Annotated in this window: 10 protein-coding genes and 1 tRNA gene; 5 read left to right on the top strand and 6 right to left on the bottom strand. The window is 63.2% G+C overall.

The genetic code is table 11. The features are described 5' to 3' along the window. Positions 1-396: 396 nt before the first annotated feature. Both CGLY_RS06605 and CGLY_RS06610 read right to left on the bottom strand, forming a co-directional pair. Positions 397-1,866 carry a glyceraldehyde-3-phosphate dehydrogenase gene (locus CGLY_RS06605; RefSeq protein ID WP_038547680.1) on the bottom strand — a complete coding sequence of 490 codons (1,470 nt, stop codon included), beginning with the start codon at positions 1,864-1,866 and terminating at the stop codon, positions 397-399. 101 nt (positions 1,867-1,967) lie between these two features. After that, the gene (locus CGLY_RS06610) at positions 1,968-3,404 is read right to left on the bottom strand and encodes an amino acid permease (RefSeq protein WP_038547684.1); all 1,437 of its coding nucleotides are present in this window, start codon (positions 3,402-3,404) and stop codon (positions 1,968-1,970) included. A gap of 90 nt (positions 3,405-3,494) precedes the next feature. Here CGLY_RS06610 and CGLY_RS06615 point away from each other — a divergent pair, with 90 nt between their 5' ends. Next, entirely contained in the window at positions 3,495-5,627 is a 2,133-nt protein-coding gene (locus tag CGLY_RS06615) for a DEAD/DEAH box helicase (RefSeq protein ID WP_038547687.1), read from the top strand. A gap of 36 nt (positions 5,628-5,663) precedes the next feature. Here the strand turns inward: CGLY_RS06615 and CGLY_RS06620 are convergent, their stop codons facing one another. The 3 genes from CGLY_RS06620 to CGLY_RS06630 all read right to left on the bottom strand — a co-directional run bounded on the left by CGLY_RS06620 (position 5,664) and on the right by CGLY_RS06630 (position 9,735). After that, a complete protein-coding gene (locus CGLY_RS06620; RefSeq protein ID WP_081803807.1) occupies positions 5,664-6,377 on the bottom strand; it encodes an HNH endonuclease family protein in 714 nt (237 codons plus the stop codon). Between the two features lie 60 nt (positions 6,378-6,437). Then, positions 6,438-8,066: a sodium/proline symporter PutP gene (gene putP, locus CGLY_RS06625; protein WP_038547690.1), complete on the bottom strand. Its 1,629-nt coding sequence runs from the start codon at positions 8,064-8,066 to the stop codon at positions 6,438-6,440. A gap of 190 nt (positions 8,067-8,256) precedes the next feature. Then, positions 8,257-9,735 (bottom strand): MFS transporter, encoded by a 1,479-nt coding sequence (locus tag CGLY_RS06630; protein WP_052539801.1) that lies wholly within the window; start codon positions 9,733-9,735, stop codon positions 8,257-8,259. 159 nt (positions 9,736-9,894) lie between these two features. On the opposite strand from CGLY_RS06630, the gene CGLY_RS06635 reads away from it, so the two are divergent. The 4 genes from CGLY_RS06635 to CGLY_RS06650 all read left to right on the top strand — a co-directional run bounded on the left by CGLY_RS06635 (position 9,895) and on the right by CGLY_RS06650 (position 18,060). Further along, positions 9,895-13,047, top strand: a complete 3,153-nt coding sequence (locus tag CGLY_RS06635; protein WP_144313643.1) for a DEAD/DEAH box helicase — start codon at positions 9,895-9,897, stop codon at positions 13,045-13,047. 139 nt (positions 13,048-13,186) lie between these two features. Beyond that, positions 13,187-14,077 carry an SWIM zinc finger family protein gene (locus CGLY_RS06640; protein ID WP_144313644.1) on the top strand — a complete coding sequence of 297 codons (891 nt, stop codon included), beginning with the start codon at positions 13,187-13,189 and terminating at the stop codon, positions 14,075-14,077. Continuing rightward, positions 14,070-15,329: a metallophosphoesterase family protein gene (locus CGLY_RS06645; RefSeq protein ID WP_052539805.1), complete on the top strand. Its 1,260-nt coding sequence runs from the start codon at positions 14,070-14,072 to the stop codon at positions 15,327-15,329. Before CGLY_RS06640 ends, CGLY_RS06645 begins: the two co-directional genes overlap by 8 nt. 7 nt (positions 15,330-15,336) lie before the next feature. After that, the gene (locus CGLY_RS06650; protein WP_038547699.1) at positions 15,337-18,060 is read left to right on the top strand and encodes an AAA family ATPase; all 2,724 of its coding nucleotides are present in this window, start codon (positions 15,337-15,339) and stop codon (positions 18,058-18,060) included. Between the two features lie 64 nt (positions 18,061-18,124). Here CGLY_RS06650 and CGLY_RS06655 read toward each other — a convergent pair. Next, positions 18,125-18,197: transfer RNA gene (locus CGLY_RS06655), tRNA-Arg, on the bottom strand. Positions 18,198-18,226: the final 29 nt, after the last annotated feature.

Here is an 18,226-nt window from a genome sequence, read left to right on the forward strand (position 1 = left end):
AGTGCCGTGAGCGTGACCAGATGGCATTCGGGTGCGGGTGGGGAGTCTAGGGCGCGTGAACCGGTGAGCCTACGCCACATGGCGGGTGACACACGGTGACGTGACAGGAATACTTGCGCAGGACCTGTCGGTAGCGCGATCTGCAGGGAGGGTGCCTGCCAGCCCGGTGTTACCTGAATCCGGCTGCGAGGGTGGCGGAGAACGCCAGAGCACCGGTCGGCCGCCCGGCTGACGGAGGCAGAAGGCCTCAGGGCGCTGAGTGGCCGTCGCATTAGGGTCCGGAGGGAATGTGCCGGCGTGGTGGTGTGGTCCATGGTCCGTGACGTTACGGGCGGCTGTGGACACTGATAGCACTCACTGTCCCACTATCGAACATTCGTTCGATAGTGGGCGTGGCTAGAACAGTTCTGTAGGCGCAACCCGACGAGGGAAGACGCGGGGCCGGGCTCCCGCAATCTCCTCGACGATGCGGATCACCTGGTTGGAGTAGCCGTACTCGTTGTCGTACCAGACGTAGACAACCAGGTTATTGCCGTCGGCAATCGTGGCCAGTCCGTCGACGATGCCGGCATGGGTTGAACCGACGAAGTCGGTGGAGACCACCTCAGGAGATTTGATGTAGTCGATCTGCTGGCGGAGGTTGGAGTGCAGCGCGACCTTATGGAGGTAGGTGTTGACCTCGTCACGGCTGGTGGCGTTGTCGAGAGTGAGGTTCAGCACTGCCATGGATACGTCTGGGGTGGGCACGCGGATGGCGTTACCCGTGAGCTTGCCCTCGAGCTCGGGGAGGGCCTTGGCGACCGCTTTTGCTGCGCCGGTTTCCGTGAGGACCATGTTCAGGCCCGCCGCACGACCACGTCGGTCACCCTTGTGGAAGTTGTCGATGAGGTTCTGGTCGTTGGTGAACGAGTGGACGGTCTCCACATGACCGTGGCTGATGCCGTACCTGTCGTTGAGTACCTTGAGGACCGGGGTGATGGCGTTTGTGGTGCAGGAAGCAGCCGAGAGGATGTTGTCGGCGTCGCTGTCGGTGATATCGGCATGGTTGATGCCGTAGACCAGGTTGCGGACATCGCCCTTGCCCGGAGCGGTCAGCAGCACTTTGCTGACCCCCGGTGCCGTGAGGTGCTGAGACAGTCCTTCACGGTCGCGCCAGCGTCCGGTGTTGTCGACGAGGACTGCATCCTGGATTCCGTAGGAGGTGTAGTCGACCTGTGCCGGATCGTTGGAGTAGATGACCTGGATCGGCGTGCCGTTGGCCCAGATGATCTCCTTGTCGGTGTCGACCGTGATCGTCCCGTCGAAGGCCCCGTGAACGGAGTCTCGACGCAGAAGGCTGGCGCGCTTCTCGAGGTCTTCGTCACCGTTGCGCCGGACCACGATCGCGCGCAGGCGGACGCCGCCGTACGCGGCCTCGCGGGCAATGAGGATGCGTGCCAGCAACCGGCCGATCCGTCCGAAACCGTAGAGCACCACGTCGGTGGGCTGCTTCTCGGAGTGGCCCCCGACGACCTCGGCGAGCTCGCGTTCGAGGTAACTACGGAGGCTCCCCGTAGAGGCACCTTCTGCCTCGTAACCGGTCGCCAGACGACCGAGGTCGATGGATGCCGTTCCCAGATTCATCTCAACGAGTTCCTGCAGGATCGGCAGCGTTGAACTCAGCGGCAGCTCACGGTCCGTGACCAGTCGTGCGTAACGATGAGACTTGATGATGTCGACACTCGTGACGTTGATGAGCAGTCGCCCGAAGACGGAGGTCACGACATTGTGTTCGCGGTGCAGACGCGACAGCAGGGGGAGGATCTGTTCGGCGAGCAGAATGCGGGAGTTCCAGTCACTCTGGGAATCGGGGGCCTGTGCACTCATGGGCGGGAAGCTCCTTGGGGTGATGGGCTGGGCGGGGTAGAAGATCCCCGGTAAGGGGGTAAAAGGACATTACAAAGGTAGGTTAACGGGGCGGCTGGCACCTAGTCGGCCGCCGTTTCGTCCCCCCGGAGTGAGGTGTCTGACTGGATGGCGGCAGCGCGGCGCCGAGCAAGGGGGTAGAAGGCGGACATGATCACCAGGAAAATGACGCCGGCCCACAACGCAGAGTGGTACTCGTCCATCCAGACCATGGTGCCGAACGTGACGAGAATGACGGCGATGGCGAAGTACTGGCCGACGGGCCACAGCGGGACGGGGAACGAGCGGGCTTGAGGTTCAGCACCATCCCCGGCCCGCGAGCGGTAGCGACTGCCGAGATGGGCGAGCAGGATCATCAACCACACGAAAACCGTGGCGAAGGTCGCCAACGCCGCGATGTTCTGGAACATATCGGCGGCTGTATCGCTCGCCAGCTGGAGGGCGACGCCGATCAGCAGCACAATGAGCATGACACCGATCGTCGTCACCGGAACACCGCGGTGATTGAGTCGGGCGAAGATTCTCGGCGACAATCCCTGGCGCGCCATGCCGAAAACCACGCGGCCGGCACCGTAGAGATCGGAGTTGATCGCGGACAGAGCGGCGGAGATGACGACGACGTTGAGCGCCGCGGCCGCCCAACCGATGCCGAGGCCACTGAAGATCTGGACGAACGGTGACTCTTCACCGGTGATGTCTCGCCATGGGATCACAGCCACGATCACGAGAATCGCGAGAATGTAGAACAGCAGGATGCGCATCGGCACCGTGTTGACTGCCTTGGGGATTGTCTTCTCGTGGTCGGCGGCCTCGCCGGCTGTCACGCCGATGATCTCTGTCCCGCCGAAAGCGAAAAGAACAAGAATGAGTGCGCTGAAGACACCGGTGATCCCGTTGGGGAACAGGCCGCCGTCGTTCCAGAGGTTGTCGAATCCGGCGGAACCGCCGGTATCGACGTTGAACACCAGAATCGCAGCGCCGCCGAGGATCATTGCGATGACGGCGGTCACCTTGATCGAGGTGAACCAGAACTCCAGCTCGCCGTACCAGCGGGCGCTGGCGAGATTCGCCGCACCGACGACGAGGAGCGCCACTGCGACCCATACCCAGCCGGGGGTCTCGGGGAACCAGAACGTCATGTACACCGTGATGGCGGTGAGATCGGCGAGACAGACGATGATCATCTCGAAGGCGTACATCCAGCCGGTGATGTACCCGGCCCAGCCGCCGAGATACCGGCGGCAGTACTCTGCGAAGGACCCGGGGGCGGGGTCCGCGACCGCCATCTCACCGAGTGCCCGAAGCATGAAGTAGACGACCGCCCCGCCGAGGAGATAGACGAAGACGACACCGGGCCCGGCGGCACCGATGGCGCCGGACGAGCCGTAGAAGAGGCCCGTACCGATGGCGGAGCCCAGGGCGATGAAATGTATGTGCCTGTGGGTCAGGGTGCGGCGTAACTGTCTCGGTCGCCGTGCGGGGGTGCTTGTGTCACTCACGGACTCACATATTAACCATCGAAGAGTCCTATATCACAGCACAGGGCGGCCGAATCGCTTTTGCGGCTCCGACAACGTACTGTGAGGTCAATGTCTGAAACTGAGAACGTGACCGGCGACGAGAAAATGCCGGAAACCTCCCAGTCGTCAGTACCTCAGGAGAATCTGCACGAGGATGCCGCCTCCCCGGTCACGGGGTCGCCGGACCTCGGTGACGTAGTGGGCGCAGAGATTCCCGAGAGCACTGTGGACGGGGACGTCACCGAGAAGAACATCCGAACAGAGAACGAGAAGACCGACGAGGACGCGGCCGACACCAACGGCTTCGATTCTTTGGGTCTACCGCAGAAGATCCTTGACGCCGTCGCAGGCGTCGGGTTCACCACGCCGTCGCCGATCCAGGCGTCCACCATTCCGCCCCTGATGGAGGGGCGGGACGTGGTGGGTCTGGCGCAGACGGGTACCGGCAAGACCGCAGCGTTCGCGCTGCCGGCCCTGTCGCGTCTTGATCCCCATCAGCGTACCCCGCAGGTCCTGGTCCTCGCCCCTACGCGAGAGCTCGCGCTGCAGGTCGCCGATTCCTTCGAGTCTTTCGCCAACCAGCTCGGCGGCATCAGCGTGCTGCCGATCTACGGTGGTGCCCCCTATGGTGCCCAGTTGTCGGGTCTCCGTCGTGGCGCACACGTGGTGGTCGGCACGCCGGGGCGCGTGATCGATCACCTGGAGAAGGGCAGCCTGGACCTGTCTGGTCTGCGCTTCCTCGTCCTCGACGAGGCCGACGAGATGCTCAACATGGGCTTCCAGGACGATGTCGAGCGTATTCTGTCCGACACTCCGGACAACCGCCAGGTCGCGCTGTTCTCGGCTACGATGCCGTCGGCGATCCGTCGTCTTTCCAAGCAGTACCTCAATGATGCTGCCGAGATTACCGTGAAGTCCACGCAGCGTACCGCGGAGAATATCGAACAGGACTACCTGTACGTCACCTACCGCAACAAGCTCAATGCGCTGACCCGCATTCTTGAAGTCACGGACTTCGAGGCGATGATTCTCTTCGTCCGTACGAAGAACGACACCGAAGAGATCGCCGAGAAATTGCGCGAGCGCGGTTTTGATGCGGCCGCCATTAACGGCGACATTCCGCAGAACCAGCGTGAACGTACCGTCGACCAGCTGAAGGACGGGCGTCTCGACATCCTGGTCGCCACCGATGTCGCTGCCCGCGGACTCGATGTTGAGCGCATCACCCATGTGTTCAACTACGACATTCCGCGCGATACCGAGTCTTATGTCCACCGCATCGGCCGCACCGGACGTGCCGGCCGTCACGGACGTGCAATCCTGTTTGTCACCCCGCGTGAAGGACGCTTGCTCAAGAACATCGAGCGAGCGACCAAGTCCAAGCTCAACGAAATTGAGCTTCCCGGCGTCGACAAGGTCAACGAAGCGCGCAAGAACAAGTTCCACGCGTCGATCACCGAGGCCCGCAAGGGCAAGCAGGTCGATACGTTCCGCGAACTGATCTCGACCTACGCTGAAGAGAACGAGGTCGACCCCACGGAAATCGCTGCCGCACTTGCAGCGAAACTGCAGGGCAAGGAACCCCTCTACATGGAGGAGATCCAGGAGCCTCCGCGGCGGGAGCGTCGTGACCGCAATGACCGACAGGATCGTCGGGACGGTTCTGAGGCGCAGTCCGGTGTTCACCGTCCCTTCAAGGAGCGGTTCAACAAGCAGGCACCCACGGTCACCGACCGTAACGGGAAGTCCTTGTCTGTGTACCGGATCGGTGTCGGCCACCGTCAGCGCGTACGTCCCGGCGCGATTGTCGGAGCTCTCGCCAACGAGGGCAATATGAACTCCCGTGACTTCGGCCGGATCAGCATCTTCTCCGAGCACTCCTTGGTTGAACTGCCGTCCGATCTGCCGAAGGAAGTCTTCGAGTCTCTCGACCAGACGCGCATTTCCGGCAAGCTGATCAACATCGAGCCCGATCCCGGCGCTCCGGCAGGCCACCCGGCCAGGCACCGCCAGGACGGGGATCGTGGCGGACACCGCGGCGGTGGACGTCCTCGTGGTGACCGTGGTGAACGCGGAGGACGGGGTCGCAACGACCGAAACGACCGGGGCGGACGTTTCGACCGTGACCGGAGCGACCGCGATCGCGGCGACCGCGGTGGACGAGGCAGCTACCGGGGTAACCGTGGAGCCCGCCGGGACTGACCACGAGACAGGTGAGGGTGTGACCGTTAGTGACGGTCACACCCCGCACGCCCGTCTTGCGGTCTCACCGTCAGCGTTGCTGACGGTGAGTTGGTAACGCAGGCATACAGCGAGATATCTCGCAGCATAAGCACAGCCGGCTTCCGAAGGGGAGCCGGCTTTCGCTGTCGGGGGCAGCCATTCTCCCAAACTCCCGTCGCTCTTGGCCTGGTTGACCGTGCCCGCCACGGCGAGCAGGTTCAGTTCGAGGTCATTGGCGAAAGCGACGCGGACTGCGCGGGGCCATGCCCACGCCCCGTGGTCCCAACCGGCGGACAAGGGAACCACGTGGTCGATCTCCACGTCGGACGGTACGATCTGGTCACCGGTGTAGACGTCCGTGATGTTGCCGAGGGCAGAGGGGCAGGAGCCATCATCGGCGCGGGACCGGTCCGGGAAGACCTGCAACATGACGACGGTTCGCGTAGTGCACTGTGCACCGGACTGCTCTTCGGGACCGCCGCCTGGTTCTGTCCACCATTGCTGTGACCATCCGCCGAACTGTTCGCGTGAGTACCCGAGGACATGGGTACGTCGGGGGACGGTGGTGAGGTGCTCCAGCGACTGCGCGACCGTGGCTTGGTCAGCTGCCGATGGCGCTTCTGTTCCGCTGTCCGTGTACCAGTGGATTGCGGTCCCGACGGAGAGCATCACCACCAGCGCGACAGCGAAAGGCGTTGGGAAGGACGAAACCGGCCGGGGGAGTCTCATAAAATAGAGAGACTCTCCCGGCCGGTTCAGGGGTTCCCCCTCCCCGTCAGATCTTCACTGTCAGATCTTGCCCTGGGAAGATTCGGCATCGACCTTGTCGCGGACCGCGTCAAGGTCAGCGTCGCTGTCACCCACGGTGAGCTGGGCGAAGCGCACTGCTTCGTCGAACTCGTCGGTGATCTCCTTGCTCGGGGCCTTCGTGGCAAGCGTGACGATGACCATGAGGATGACGTTGAGGGCAACGCCCGGGATCATTTCATACAGACCGAACGGCTTGTCCATGACACCGAACTGCGGCAGCCCGCCCCAGATGAAGGCGACGAGGGCACCGGCGATCATGCCCGCTGCCGCGCCCTGGGCGTTGAGCCGTTTCCAGTAGAGCGAGGCCACGACGACCGGGCCGAACGCGGCGCCGAAGCCCGCCCAGGCGAACTCCACCAGTCCGAGGATCGCGGAGTCTGGATCCAGTGCAATCAGAGCCGCGATGACCGCCACGATGATGACCATGACCCGGGACAGGTTCTTCAACAGCGTGTCCGAGGCGTTCTTGTTGATCATGCCGGCGTAGATGTCCTCGACAAGTGCGGAGGCGACCACCAGCAGCTGGGAGGACACGGTGGACATGATGGCGGCCAGAACGGCGGTGAGGATCAGTCCGGCGACCAGCGGGTGGAAGAGGACCTTCGCCATGTCGAGGAAGTTGGTCTCGTAGTTGGCGGTGTCGGAGAAGAAGGCCTGACCGTTTTCGGCGAAGAATGCGGGAGCGGTCATGGCGATGAACACTGCACCGACCAGGCACAGGAACATCCAGGTCACGCCGTAGCGACGACCGGCGACGGCGTCGGCGGGCTTGCGCATCGCCATGAAGCGGACGACGATGTGCGGCTGCCCGAAGTATCCCAGGCCCCACGCGAGGTTCGAGATGATGATGATGAACGCAGCCCAGGCTGTGGTGTCATTGAACTGGAACAGGTTGTAGAAGTTCGAGTTCGCGCCGATCATGTTTGCGACATCGCCGTAGGCGTTGTCGAGCTGGAACGTGAAGATGTCACCGGGGTTGTCCAACGAGATGATGGCGAACACCGGCACCAGGATCAGCGCCAGGAACATCATCGAGCCCTGCACCACGTCCGTGTAGGACACCGCGAGGAAGCCACCGACGAAGGTGTAGACCACCGTGACAGCACCGATGATCAGCAGCCCGGTGAGGTAGTCACCGTCGAAGCTGGACTGGAAGTAACGGCCGCCGGCAACCATGCCGGAGGAGACGTAGAAGGTGAAGAACACCAAGATGATGATGCCCGCGACCACGCGCAGGGTGTGGCTGTGGTCGCGCAGCCGGTTCTCAAAGAACGAGGGGACCGTGATGGAGTTGTTGGAGACCTCCGTGTAACTACGCAGACGGGGAGCCACCAGCTTCCAGTTGAGCCAGCAGCCGACCAGGAGGCCGACTGCCATCCAGATCTCGGAGAAACCGGACATGAACAGTGCTCCGGGCAGGCCCATGAGCAGCCAGCCGGACATGTCGGACGCGCCGGCGGACAGTGCTGCGACGAACGGGTGGAGACCGCGGCCTCCGACCATGTAGTCCTCATATTTATCTGTCTTGGTGAAACTCCAGATGCCGATGCCGAGCATCACAGCCAGATAGATCACCATGGCGATAATGAACCATGTTTGTTCACTCACCGTGGGCCTCCTTGGGGGGTCGTAGTGGTCGCTTGGTCAACAATCAGTTACGGCCGTCTCCGGAAAAGAGACGGCGACACTGCAAGGTTTCCATGTCCGCGGCCTGAATACCAGCCGACTGGCGAATAACGCCCACATACTTGCCAGGTTTTTCCAAGGATTGCTGGTGCGGCCGTACCGCCCCGTCTCGTCAGCGGGAGTGTTGGTCAATCGGCATGGTGTCGAGATCGTACTTGTCGTTGGCGTCGAGGGTCTTGAGCACGTTCTGGATCTCGTGTTCGTGGTCGACCGTGGGCATGGATCCCAGAAGGTTGTGTCCGGCAGTCTCTTTCATGCAGTACACGCCAATGCCGCCGACGAGGCAGGCGAACATGATGTAGTACGCGCCGGCAAGGTCAGAGCCGATGGCAGATTGGAGTGCACTGATGACGAAGCCGGTGGTTCCACCGAAGAGGGCGACGGCGATATTGAACATCAGTCCCATCGCCGTATAGCGACTCTCGGTGGGGAACAGTGACGGCAGTGCGGAGGCCTGGATCGAGACCTGGAACATCATGATGATCCCGACGATCATCAACCCCGCCAGAGTGGACCAGACGTGTCCCATCATCATCAACAGAAATGCCGGTATCGCCGTCAGCAGGCCCAGTGCACACCCCGTCAGCATCACCGGTCGCCGCCCGACCCGGTCGGAAATCATTCCGAAGACCGGCAGGCACAGGGAGACGATCAGCAGGACGGGTACCAGCAGAGCATTGCCGTGGAGAGTGTCATATCCCAGTGACTCGGTGAGATAGGTCGGCATGTAGGTGGTCAACGCGTACCCGACCACTTGTGCACACATGACCAGGGCCGCTCCAATGAGCATCTGCGGCCAGAAGCGTCGGAGCAGGTAGCGGATCTGGGCGACCATGCCCTGGCTTGGAGCGGGTACGCCGGACGCGATCGCAGCATCGGCTTGTCGCTGAGAAGCATCTTGGGACGCCTCGAAGGTGTGGGATTCCTTGATCCGCGAACGCATGTACACCCCGACCAGTCCCAGTGGCAGCGCCAGCAGGAACGGGATTCGCCAACCCCAGCTCTCCATCTGCGGGTCGTCGGTGAGCACCTCGATCATCGTCACCAGGAGCGCGGCAGCGGCGAAACCGAGATAGGAGCCGAGGTCGAGGAACGAGCCCCAGAAGCCGCGTCTGCGGTCGGAGGAGTACTCGGCGATGAAGGTGGCAGCGCCCGCATACTCTCCACCGGTAGAGAAGCCTTGCACGAACTTCAGTAGCACCAGCAGGATCGGCGCAGCGACGCCGATGTGCGCGTAGGTCGGCAGTACACCGATCAGAGCAGTGCCGAGCGACATCATGACGATCGTGAAAGCCAGGATTTTGCGGCGTCCGATCCGATCTCCCAATGGTCCTAGGATCAGTCCGCCGAGAGGTCGCACGAGGAAGGTGACGGCGAGTGTGGCGAAGCTTGCCAGACCGCCCCACGGGTCGGGGAGCGGAAAGAAATTGAGAGTGATGTAGGTCATCACGTAGGCGAACACGCCAATGTCGAACCATTCCATGAAATTGCCCAGCAGTGTCGCGCGCAGGGCCTTCTTCATTTCGTCCTGGTCGACCACGTGTATGTCGGCTTCCGTCAGGCGACCGGCCGGTGCCGTAGTCTTGCTCATCACTTCACGTCCTTAGGTATGCGGATGTCTGAGCATAGACCAGAAAGCGTGACGGACCTACCAACTATAGATAATGTTAATTATCTCTATGTCAACGATAAGGCTGCGTGCGACCGTTCGGTGTCGTTGCGCGTCCGGTCCGCGTGGTACACAAGGAGGGTGACTGAGCATCAGGTACATTTGCTGTGGCTGACGGGCCGCGGCCTCCATGTCTGGGCCGAACGGACGGACGGGCACACCGCCGTCGTCGATGCCTCCGACATTCCGGACGGTGGCCTTCCGGGGCCGCTGCATTCACTGATGCTGTCTCGCCCGCTGCGGCGTCGTGAGGGCATCCGTGTAGCGACGCCGAAAGGCCGCCTTCTTTCACTGGATCTGCCGACGCAGGCACACACCCCTGACCAGGCTCTGACGGTACTGGGCAGGCTGTCACACTATCTCAGGTCGACGGGGGCCGTCGTCCCGGCGGGCGGAAGCGGGCTGAGTCCGGAGGCGTTGTGGCTCATCCGTCTCTACGATCTTCTGCTGGATGCGGTCCACGCGGGGCGGGTGATGATGAAGATGCAGTTCACCGATGGACAGTGGTATCCCACCTGGTGCCTGTCCTCCAGCGGTGCGCATAACCGTGCGTTACGGGAGATTCAGGCGTCAGCACCGGCGGTACTCACTCTCAACGGCGGTCCCGATGTGTTGCTGCGTGCTGCCGATGAGCTGGTGCACTGGATGTGCGTGCGGTTGCTGCAGGACCGGGAGGAGGTGATCGGGGGTGTGCCGGAGAACCACTTCGTCTCCTCGTTGTTCACCGGGGACGCCGATGCACGCGCGAACCCTGTGACGGCAGAAGCCCTCAACACCTGGCGCGCTTCGGCGCAGGAAGCGTCGACCAGGATGGTGCTCTCCCTGGAGGAGCCCGATTCGCTCGCGGGGGCGGTATCAGGCGGCACTGGCACCGCTGAGGTTGACAGCGCTGAGCCACGGTGGCGTCTAGAGGTCAGGATGTCCGTCGATGACGGCGCCGCCGAGCCTGTTTCCGCGGCCGAAGCGACGGAGTCACGGAGGCGCTCCCTCCGCGAGGGCCTGGACCGCGCTTACCGTGCCTGGCCTGAGCTCAGGCAGCTAGCTTCAGCTGTCGAAGCGTGGCTCCGGACAAACGTCTGGTTTCCTCCCGCTGCCTCGTTGACGGGACGCCCGGAGAAGGACCGGGTCGTGTACCTCGCTTTGACCACGGATCAGGTGGAGAGATTTCTGGTTGACGGTGCGAAAGCGCTCACCGCCGGTGGTATCGAAGTCCTGGTACCGCGGGCGTGGTCGGCGGTACGCCCGGAGATGCGGGTGAAAGTTACTCCGGTCGGTGAAGGGCCGGGGTCGGGGAAGCTGGGCCTGGAACAGGTCCTGTCCTTCGACTGGTCGGTGTCCGTGGACGGAGAGCCACTCAGTGCATCGGCGATGTCCGCCTTGATGACCACGGCGTCGTCACTTGTCGAGATCCAGGGCCGCTATGTCCGGCTGGATCCGCGTTCTCTCGGGGTGGCCCGCAGCTACTTCGCGAAGCTCCGTGAGGCAGAAGCCGACGACGGAACTGCCCGGATCACCCTCGCCGATCTCGTTGACGCTGAGCTGGCTTCTGTCGCCGACGGGGGACAACAAGCGGAGGCAGGGGACATCACCGTGGACGCCGACGGTTGGTTGGCGCAGATGGTTCGTTCGTTCTTCCCTGCTCCTGGAGAGGAGGGGCAGCGTCCGGCGATCGCACCGCCGGAGATCATCGAGGTGCCCTCATCTGTGCGAACGCAGTTGCGTGATCACCAACGTCGGGGCTTGAACTGGTTGGTGTGGATGTACCGGCACCGGATCGGGGCAATTCTCGCCGACGACATGGGCCTTGGTAAAACCCTCCAGGTCCTCAGCCTCCTTGCCTGGGAGCGGGAGGCGGGTGACTGCGACGGGCCGACGCTGGTCATCGCTCCAACGTCTGTCCTGGACACGTGGCAGAGCGAGGTGGCACGACACGTCCCCACACTGAGCGTGCTCGTTGACCACGGTGGAAAGAAGGTCGCCGCCGCGGAGTTCGCGGAGAAGGCACACGTGTCCGATATCGTGCTGACAACCTACGGCACGGTGGGGCGCAACCCTGACAGATACTCCGATCTCGTCTGGGGGCGGGTTGTCGTCGATGAGGCACAGAACATCAAGAACCCCGGAACAGTCCAGAGCAAAGCAGTCCGTGCGATCAGGGCGGGCCACCACCTGGCGTTGACGGGCACCCCGGTAGAGAACCGGCTCGCTGAGCTTCACTCGATCCTTGATTTCTGTAATCCCGGTCTCCTCGGTAGTGCGCAGGCATTTCAGAATCGCTTGGCGATCCCCATTGAGCGATACCAGGACAGTGAGTTGATGGACCGGCTGCGCCGGCTCGTCGAGCCCTTCATTCTCAGGCGGGTCAAGAACGACGAATCCATGGGCCTGAATCTTCCTGAAAAGCGGGAAGTGATTGACACTGTCCCGTTGACCGAGGAACAGGCGGCACTGTACGAGGCCTATACGAACAGTCTTGAACAGCGGATCGCTGAGGCTGAAGGTAAGGGTCGCAGTGGCATCATTCTCGGAGCCTTGGTGAGGATCAAACAGATCTGCAATCATCCGGCCCATTTCTCGGGTGACGGGTCAGGACTCCTGAGGAACGGACGGCACCGGTCCAAGAAGGTCGAGCGGCTGTTCGAGATCGTCGAGGACGCACTGGACCGGGACCGCAAGGTCCTGGTCTTCACCCAGTTCCCCTCCTTCGGGGAGATGCTCGTCCCCGAACTCCAACGGCAGTTCGGGGCCCTCGACGACGGTGTTCCTGTCCTCCACGGCGGACTCAGCAGATCGGCTCGGTCAGCCATCGTCGATGACTTCCAGTCCGACAGTGGACCTAAGGTCATGATTCTGTCGACCCGCGCGGGGGGAACTGGAATCACCCTCACTCGAGCCAGCGTGGTCGTCCACATCGACAGGTGGTGGAATCCTGCTGTCGAAGACCAGGCTACCGATCGTGCCTACCGTATCGGTCAGGGCAGAGATGTGACGGTCCACAAACTGGTCACCACCGGTACCCTGGATGAGCGGATCAATGACATCCTCAGTTCGAAGCGGGAACTGGCCGGTGACATCGTCACCAGTGGTGAAGGGTGGATCGCCAGCCTGGATGATCACGACCTGGCCGAACTTTGGCAGCTCAACCGGTCAACCGTCGCCAGGGAGACTGCAGGAAGCGACAGGGCGGCACCGGTGGTGCACCACGGAGAGAGGAAGGGGGACAATAATGGGTGATGACCGACGGCGACGCCGAGCAACAGAACGGAAGCGGGTGGGCATCCCGCAGCCCGAGTGGGGGGACAATGTTGTCTCAGCGGACTTCAGCCGAGGGCGCGATAAACCTACGATGTCGCGAAAGACACCGCCAACGCGGGTGAGCGAGGACGCACAGGCGCGGAAGTCTACCTCGGAGACGGAGGATCATTCCTCGACGACGGAAAGCTGGGCAGCGGGACAGGTGATGCGGACAGCGACGGCGCTGGCGGATTCAGCTCGTCTCTCGCGGGGGCGCACGTACTTCCGCGGCGGGAATGTTATCCGTATCGACTATGAACTGGGGCAGGTCAACGGCCTCGTCAGCGGGACTCAACTTGATCCGTTCGAGGTGCAGATCCGATGGAGGCCACTGACGCGACGCCAGATCGAATTTGTTGTCGGAGAATGCGGTGACCACCCGGAAAGCGTCCGTAACCTGTTGGCGGGGCGGCGCCCACAGTCGTCGATAGCCACTGTTCTTTTCGGAGTTGAACACTACCTCGACTCGTACTGTACGTGCCCGGATCACGCGACATTCTGCAAACACCGGGTATGCGTCGCCTATGCGCTCGCCGCAGAGTTCACCGGGGATCCTGCAGCTTTCCTGGCATGGCGCGGGATTGACATGGACCAGCTCCTGGAGAAGGTCGATGGTGGGAAACAGGGGGCAGGTCCCCCTACTGAACTGCCCGTGGAGCCGTCCGACAACCAGGAAACCATGTACTCCCCGACGGAGTTCTGGGGCGACCCCACGAATGTTCCTGTGTGGGAACCTCTGGAGGTGGAATTCGGCCTGGAGTTGGGCGACACTACCGCCCGCGACGCGGCACTGCGTAAATTCAGTTGGAATAACGCCGACCAACTACGGGTGCTCGATACATTGACGAGGTGCTTCGAAGCACTGACGGTTCTCGACGATGACGCAGGAGAAACCCGCGGGCGAGAGAAGGTGTTCGAACGCGAACCATGGTTGTCCGGGGCGGATGATAGGAGTAGTCACCATGACTGATCCCTCCCGACGACTACCGATGACGCCCGGCCCTGGTGTGTTCCGGTTCCTCCATACCTCAGACTGGCAGCTGGGGATGGACCGCTGGTTTCTCGGGGAGGAGGCGGGTCCACGCTACCGTGAGGCACGTCTTGCGGCAGTGGAACGACTGCTGGACGTGGCGAAGGCTCGCCAGTGTGCCGCTGTGGTCGTCGCCGGTGACGTCTTTGACGACAACCTGGTTGATCCTGTCACCTGGCGGCGCACGGTAGACATCCTCCGCCGGAGCCCGGTCCCGGTGTTCCTCCTCCCGGGGAATCATGACCCCTACGACGCAGCCAGCGTCTACCGGTCGAGGGACTTCGATGAACTCACCCCGGCTGTCCAGGTGCTCAACGACAGTCGTCCCAGGACAGTCCCGGGAACCACGGACAGTTCCCCCACGGCGGAGATCATCGGGGCGCCGCTGCTGTCGAAGTACATGAGCACCGATCCGGTGGCCTCAGTTCTCGCCCGGGCGGCTGAAACCGGGGGACCAGATCACACGGAGCGCGCAGAGGATCGGACCGTGAAGATTCTCGTCGGTCACGGTGCAACCGAATCTCGGTCGTCCGGGGAGGATCCTGCCGTCATCGACGTCGATGCAGCGGCCAGGGCCTGTCGCGACGGTGTCATCGACATGCTGGTACTGGGAGACACCCACTCCGTCACGTCACTCCACCCCGACGGAACCGTCTGGTACTCCGGGAGCCCTGAGGTGACCGACTTCCGGGAAGAAGGAGGCGGCGGCGAAGCGAGGTCAGGATACGCCCTGGTCGTTGACGTCCTGCCCGCCAGCGGGAAGGACGCAGGTCGGACTTCGCAGGTCAGTGTCGAGGAGGTGAAGACGGGCCGCTGGAGTTTTCTGGCGCTCGCCGCACAGATCAACACCCGTGAGGACGTGGCCGAGTGGATCAACAGGCTCGAGGATATCCGGGATAAGCGCACGACGGTGGTGAAGTACACCTTGACCGGATCAGTAGACCTGGCCACGGCCGCCGTGCTCGACGAGGAACTTGACCGGATCGCTCCGGCCTTCGCAGCGCTGTACCCCCGTCGTCGGTTGATGGACCTCCATGTGGTCCCCGGGGATGAGGAACTGGCGGACGCCGACTGGCCCGGAGTGGTGGGCGTCGCCGCCCGTGGACTCGCCGACCGCGCATCCCACGACGACGCCGCCGCCCGCGACGCGTTACGCCTGTTGTACCGGCTCAGCGCACAGAAGGGGAACTAGGACGAACATGCTGAACTTCAGGTCGCTCACCCTGTCCCACGTGGCAGGCGTCACCCATGCCCATCTCGAGTTTCCAGAGAGCGGAGTGTTGGTCGTGCACGGCCCCAACGAGGCAGGGAAATCGACCCTGCTTCGTGCGGTCCGTCTCCTGCTCGATGACACCCCGACGAGCTCCCGGAAGCGGGACGTGAAGCTGCTGAAGGACGTCAGCGTCGACGAGCCGACCACCATCTCTGCCGAACTCGTGGTCGGGGAGACCGAACTACAGCTGACCAAGGCCTTCAACAAAGGAGCAGGGCGTTGTGAACTGCGGGTCACAGCACCCCGGGCGGAGAGTCTGACCGGAAGGGAAGCATCGGACCGGTTCGCCGAGATCATGCGGGGGGAAGTCGATACCGACCTGCTCGACGCGCTGACAGTGGAACAGGGGGCGAGCCTCGACCAACTTGCCGCCGCCGGCCTCGGACCGCTGGAGAGGGCACTGAACGGAGAGCCGGCGGACGGATCTGAGGACAATGATGGAGTCGGTACCGCCGATGCCGGCGACGGCGGGGGAGCGGCAGTCCTGGTGGACAGGATCGCCACGGAGAGGGCCCGCTACTTCACCCCGGGCGGAAAACCGTCGAAAGAATACAAAGCGGCCATGGACGAGCGCGCAGCGGCGTTGGAGGAGCACACCGCCGCTGGCAAGGCATACGACCAGGCACAGACGCTGATCATTGAGCTGGAGCGCCTGCGCGCCGAGAAAGAGACCATTGCGCTGCAGGAGCCCCACGCCCGTGAGGAGGCGAGAACCGCAGCGGTCAACGCGGAGAGGGGACGGGAACGACAGCGCCGACTGGATGAATGCCGCGCGGTACTGACCGGCGCACAGCAGAGACTCGAACTGGCTGAACAGCGGCTCCAGGTGCGTCGGGACCGTATCACCGAACTCACTGCCGCCGTGAACGTCCACGACGAAGCCACCGCAGAGGCTGCTGCGGCGTCGGACGCAGCAGAAGGTGCACAGCAGCAGGAGACCGAGCTGCGGATGACGCTGACACGTGAGCGACGACGGGCCCGCAGCACGATGGCGTTCATCCGCTACCTTGACGCGGTCCACCACCGCGACACCCTTGCAGAGACGCTCCGGGCGCTCCGGGAGAAACAGACGGAAGCCCGCGGCATCGCCGAGCTGATCACCAGCACCCGTGAACTCATTGACCAGAATCCGGTCACAGCGGAGGCGGCCGAGACGGTGCGACGCGCCGACGCCGATCTGACCAGGGCAGAGAGTGTCCGGGATGCCTCGGCCACGCTGATCGAACTGACCGGGGAGCAGGGTGGACGGTTCTTCGTCGACGGAGACGAGTACGAACTCGGCGAGACCCCGGAACAGCTGCATGTCACCTCCCGCCGCACACTCCAGCTCGGCGACTTTTCGCTCACGATCACTCCGGCGCAGGGCGTCGGGAGGTCGAAGGACGGCAGTGACCTCACCGCCGACGTCGACAGCGCAACGGCACGTCTGCAGTCAGCGCTCGCCGACGCGGGCGTTGACACCGTTGAGGCGGTGACACGGAAGGCCGAGACGCGTCGCCAGCTCCAGACTGAGCTCGCAGAACTCAGAATCAAGGTCAGCCAGGCGACCGGCGGGCTCGGACTGGAGGAGCTTGACCGGAACATCGAGGAACAGGGCCTGGAGCACCGGCGGGCGGAACACGCGGTGTCCGCGGCCCGCGAAGTCCTCGACACGGAGGATCCGGACAACGAGGTTGAACTGCCAGATTCCGACGTAGCGGACACAGAGGAGCTGCGTCGGGACGCTGAAGCGTGCGAAGGCCGAGTCGACCGGCTCCGCGAAGAGCTGGATACCCTTGCCAGAACCGGGGCGGCAGCCGTCCTGAACAGTCGACTTGAGGAACAGAAACGCGCTGCGGCCCGGGGGGCGGATCTCGAGGCGGCACTGGAAGGCATGCGGGCGGACGTCAGCGACGACCACCTGCGAACACAGGTTGAGCAGGCGCACCGTGAGGTGGAGGATGCGACGGAAAAACTGGAGGGATTGACCGCTGAACTCGATCCTGCCGTCAGTGACCTGGACACCCTTGAAGGACTCCTGGCGGGCGCCGAGTCACGGGTGCGGACGCTACGTGACCGTGCTGACCGGATCAGTCACGAGATCTCGAGGGCGAACGGGGCCTTGGGCGAGCACAGCGGTGTGGCCGAACGACTCGAAGCGGCCTCCGCCCGGCTCCAGCGGGCGCAACGGACCGAGGAACGCGTCAGCCAGCAGGCCCAGGCGGCGGACACCCTCCATCGTGCCGTGCAGTCGGCGCGGGACGATGCGCGGCGCCGCTACGAAGCTCCGTACCGTGCCTCCGTGGAAAGCCTGGCCAGGACACTGTACGGCCGTGCTGTCAGTATCGAGTTCGATGACGACCTCAGTATTTCGCGCCGGGTCCTGGACGCTACCGCACTCGACGCTGCGCAATTGTCCGGTGGAGCGAGGGAACAACTCGCGATTCTCTCCAGGCTCGCGGTCGCCGACATCGTCGGGCGCGGTGAAGGGGTTCCCGTCGTTATCGATGACGCACTCGGCTTCTCTGACACTGCACGGATTCACCGGATGAACGTGGTGCTCTCCCAGCTGGCGAAGACAAATCAGATCATCATCCTTACCTGTGATCCGGCGCGGTTCGACAGCATCCCCGGAGCCACCGCGACATCGATGGCGGAGTTGCGGCAGTAGTGTGCGACTTCACACAGAAAAACGGCCCGACCACCATCAACGATGGTGGTCGGGCCGCGCGATGTGCCCCCGAGACGATTCGAACGTCCGACCGCTGGTACCGGAAACCAGTGCTCTATCCCCTGAGCTACGGAGGCAATGCGGTTACTATAGCACCGTGGGTCCA

Source organism: Corynebacterium glyciniphilum AJ 3170, from assembly GCF_000626675.1.
Lineage (GTDB): Bacteria > Actinomycetota > Actinomycetes > Mycobacteriales > Mycobacteriaceae > Corynebacterium > Corynebacterium glyciniphilum.

Bases quoted from the DNA above. Each gene is read 5' to 3' on its own strand.
- CGLY_RS06605 (WP_038547680.1), bottom strand. From the start codon at position 1,866: ATGAGTGCACAGGCCCCCGATTCCCAGAGTGACTGGAACTCCCGCATT.
- CGLY_RS06615 (WP_038547687.1), top strand. From the start codon at position 3,495: ATGTCTGAAACTGAGAACGTGACCGGCGACGAGAAAATGCCGGAAACC.
- CGLY_RS06620 (WP_081803807.1), bottom strand. From the start codon at position 6,377: ATGAGACTCCCCCGGCCGGTTTCGTCCTTCCCAACGCCTTTCGCTGTC.
- CGLY_RS06630 (WP_052539801.1), bottom strand. From the start codon at position 9,735: ATGAGCAAGACTACGGCACCGGCCGGTCGCCTGACGGAAGCCGACATA.
- CGLY_RS06645 (WP_052539805.1), top strand. From the start codon at position 14,070: ATGACTGATCCCTCCCGACGACTACCGATGACGCCCGGCCCTGGTGTG.
- CGLY_RS06650 (WP_038547699.1), top strand. From the start codon at position 15,337: ATGCTGAACTTCAGGTCGCTCACCCTGTCCCACGTGGCAGGCGTCACC.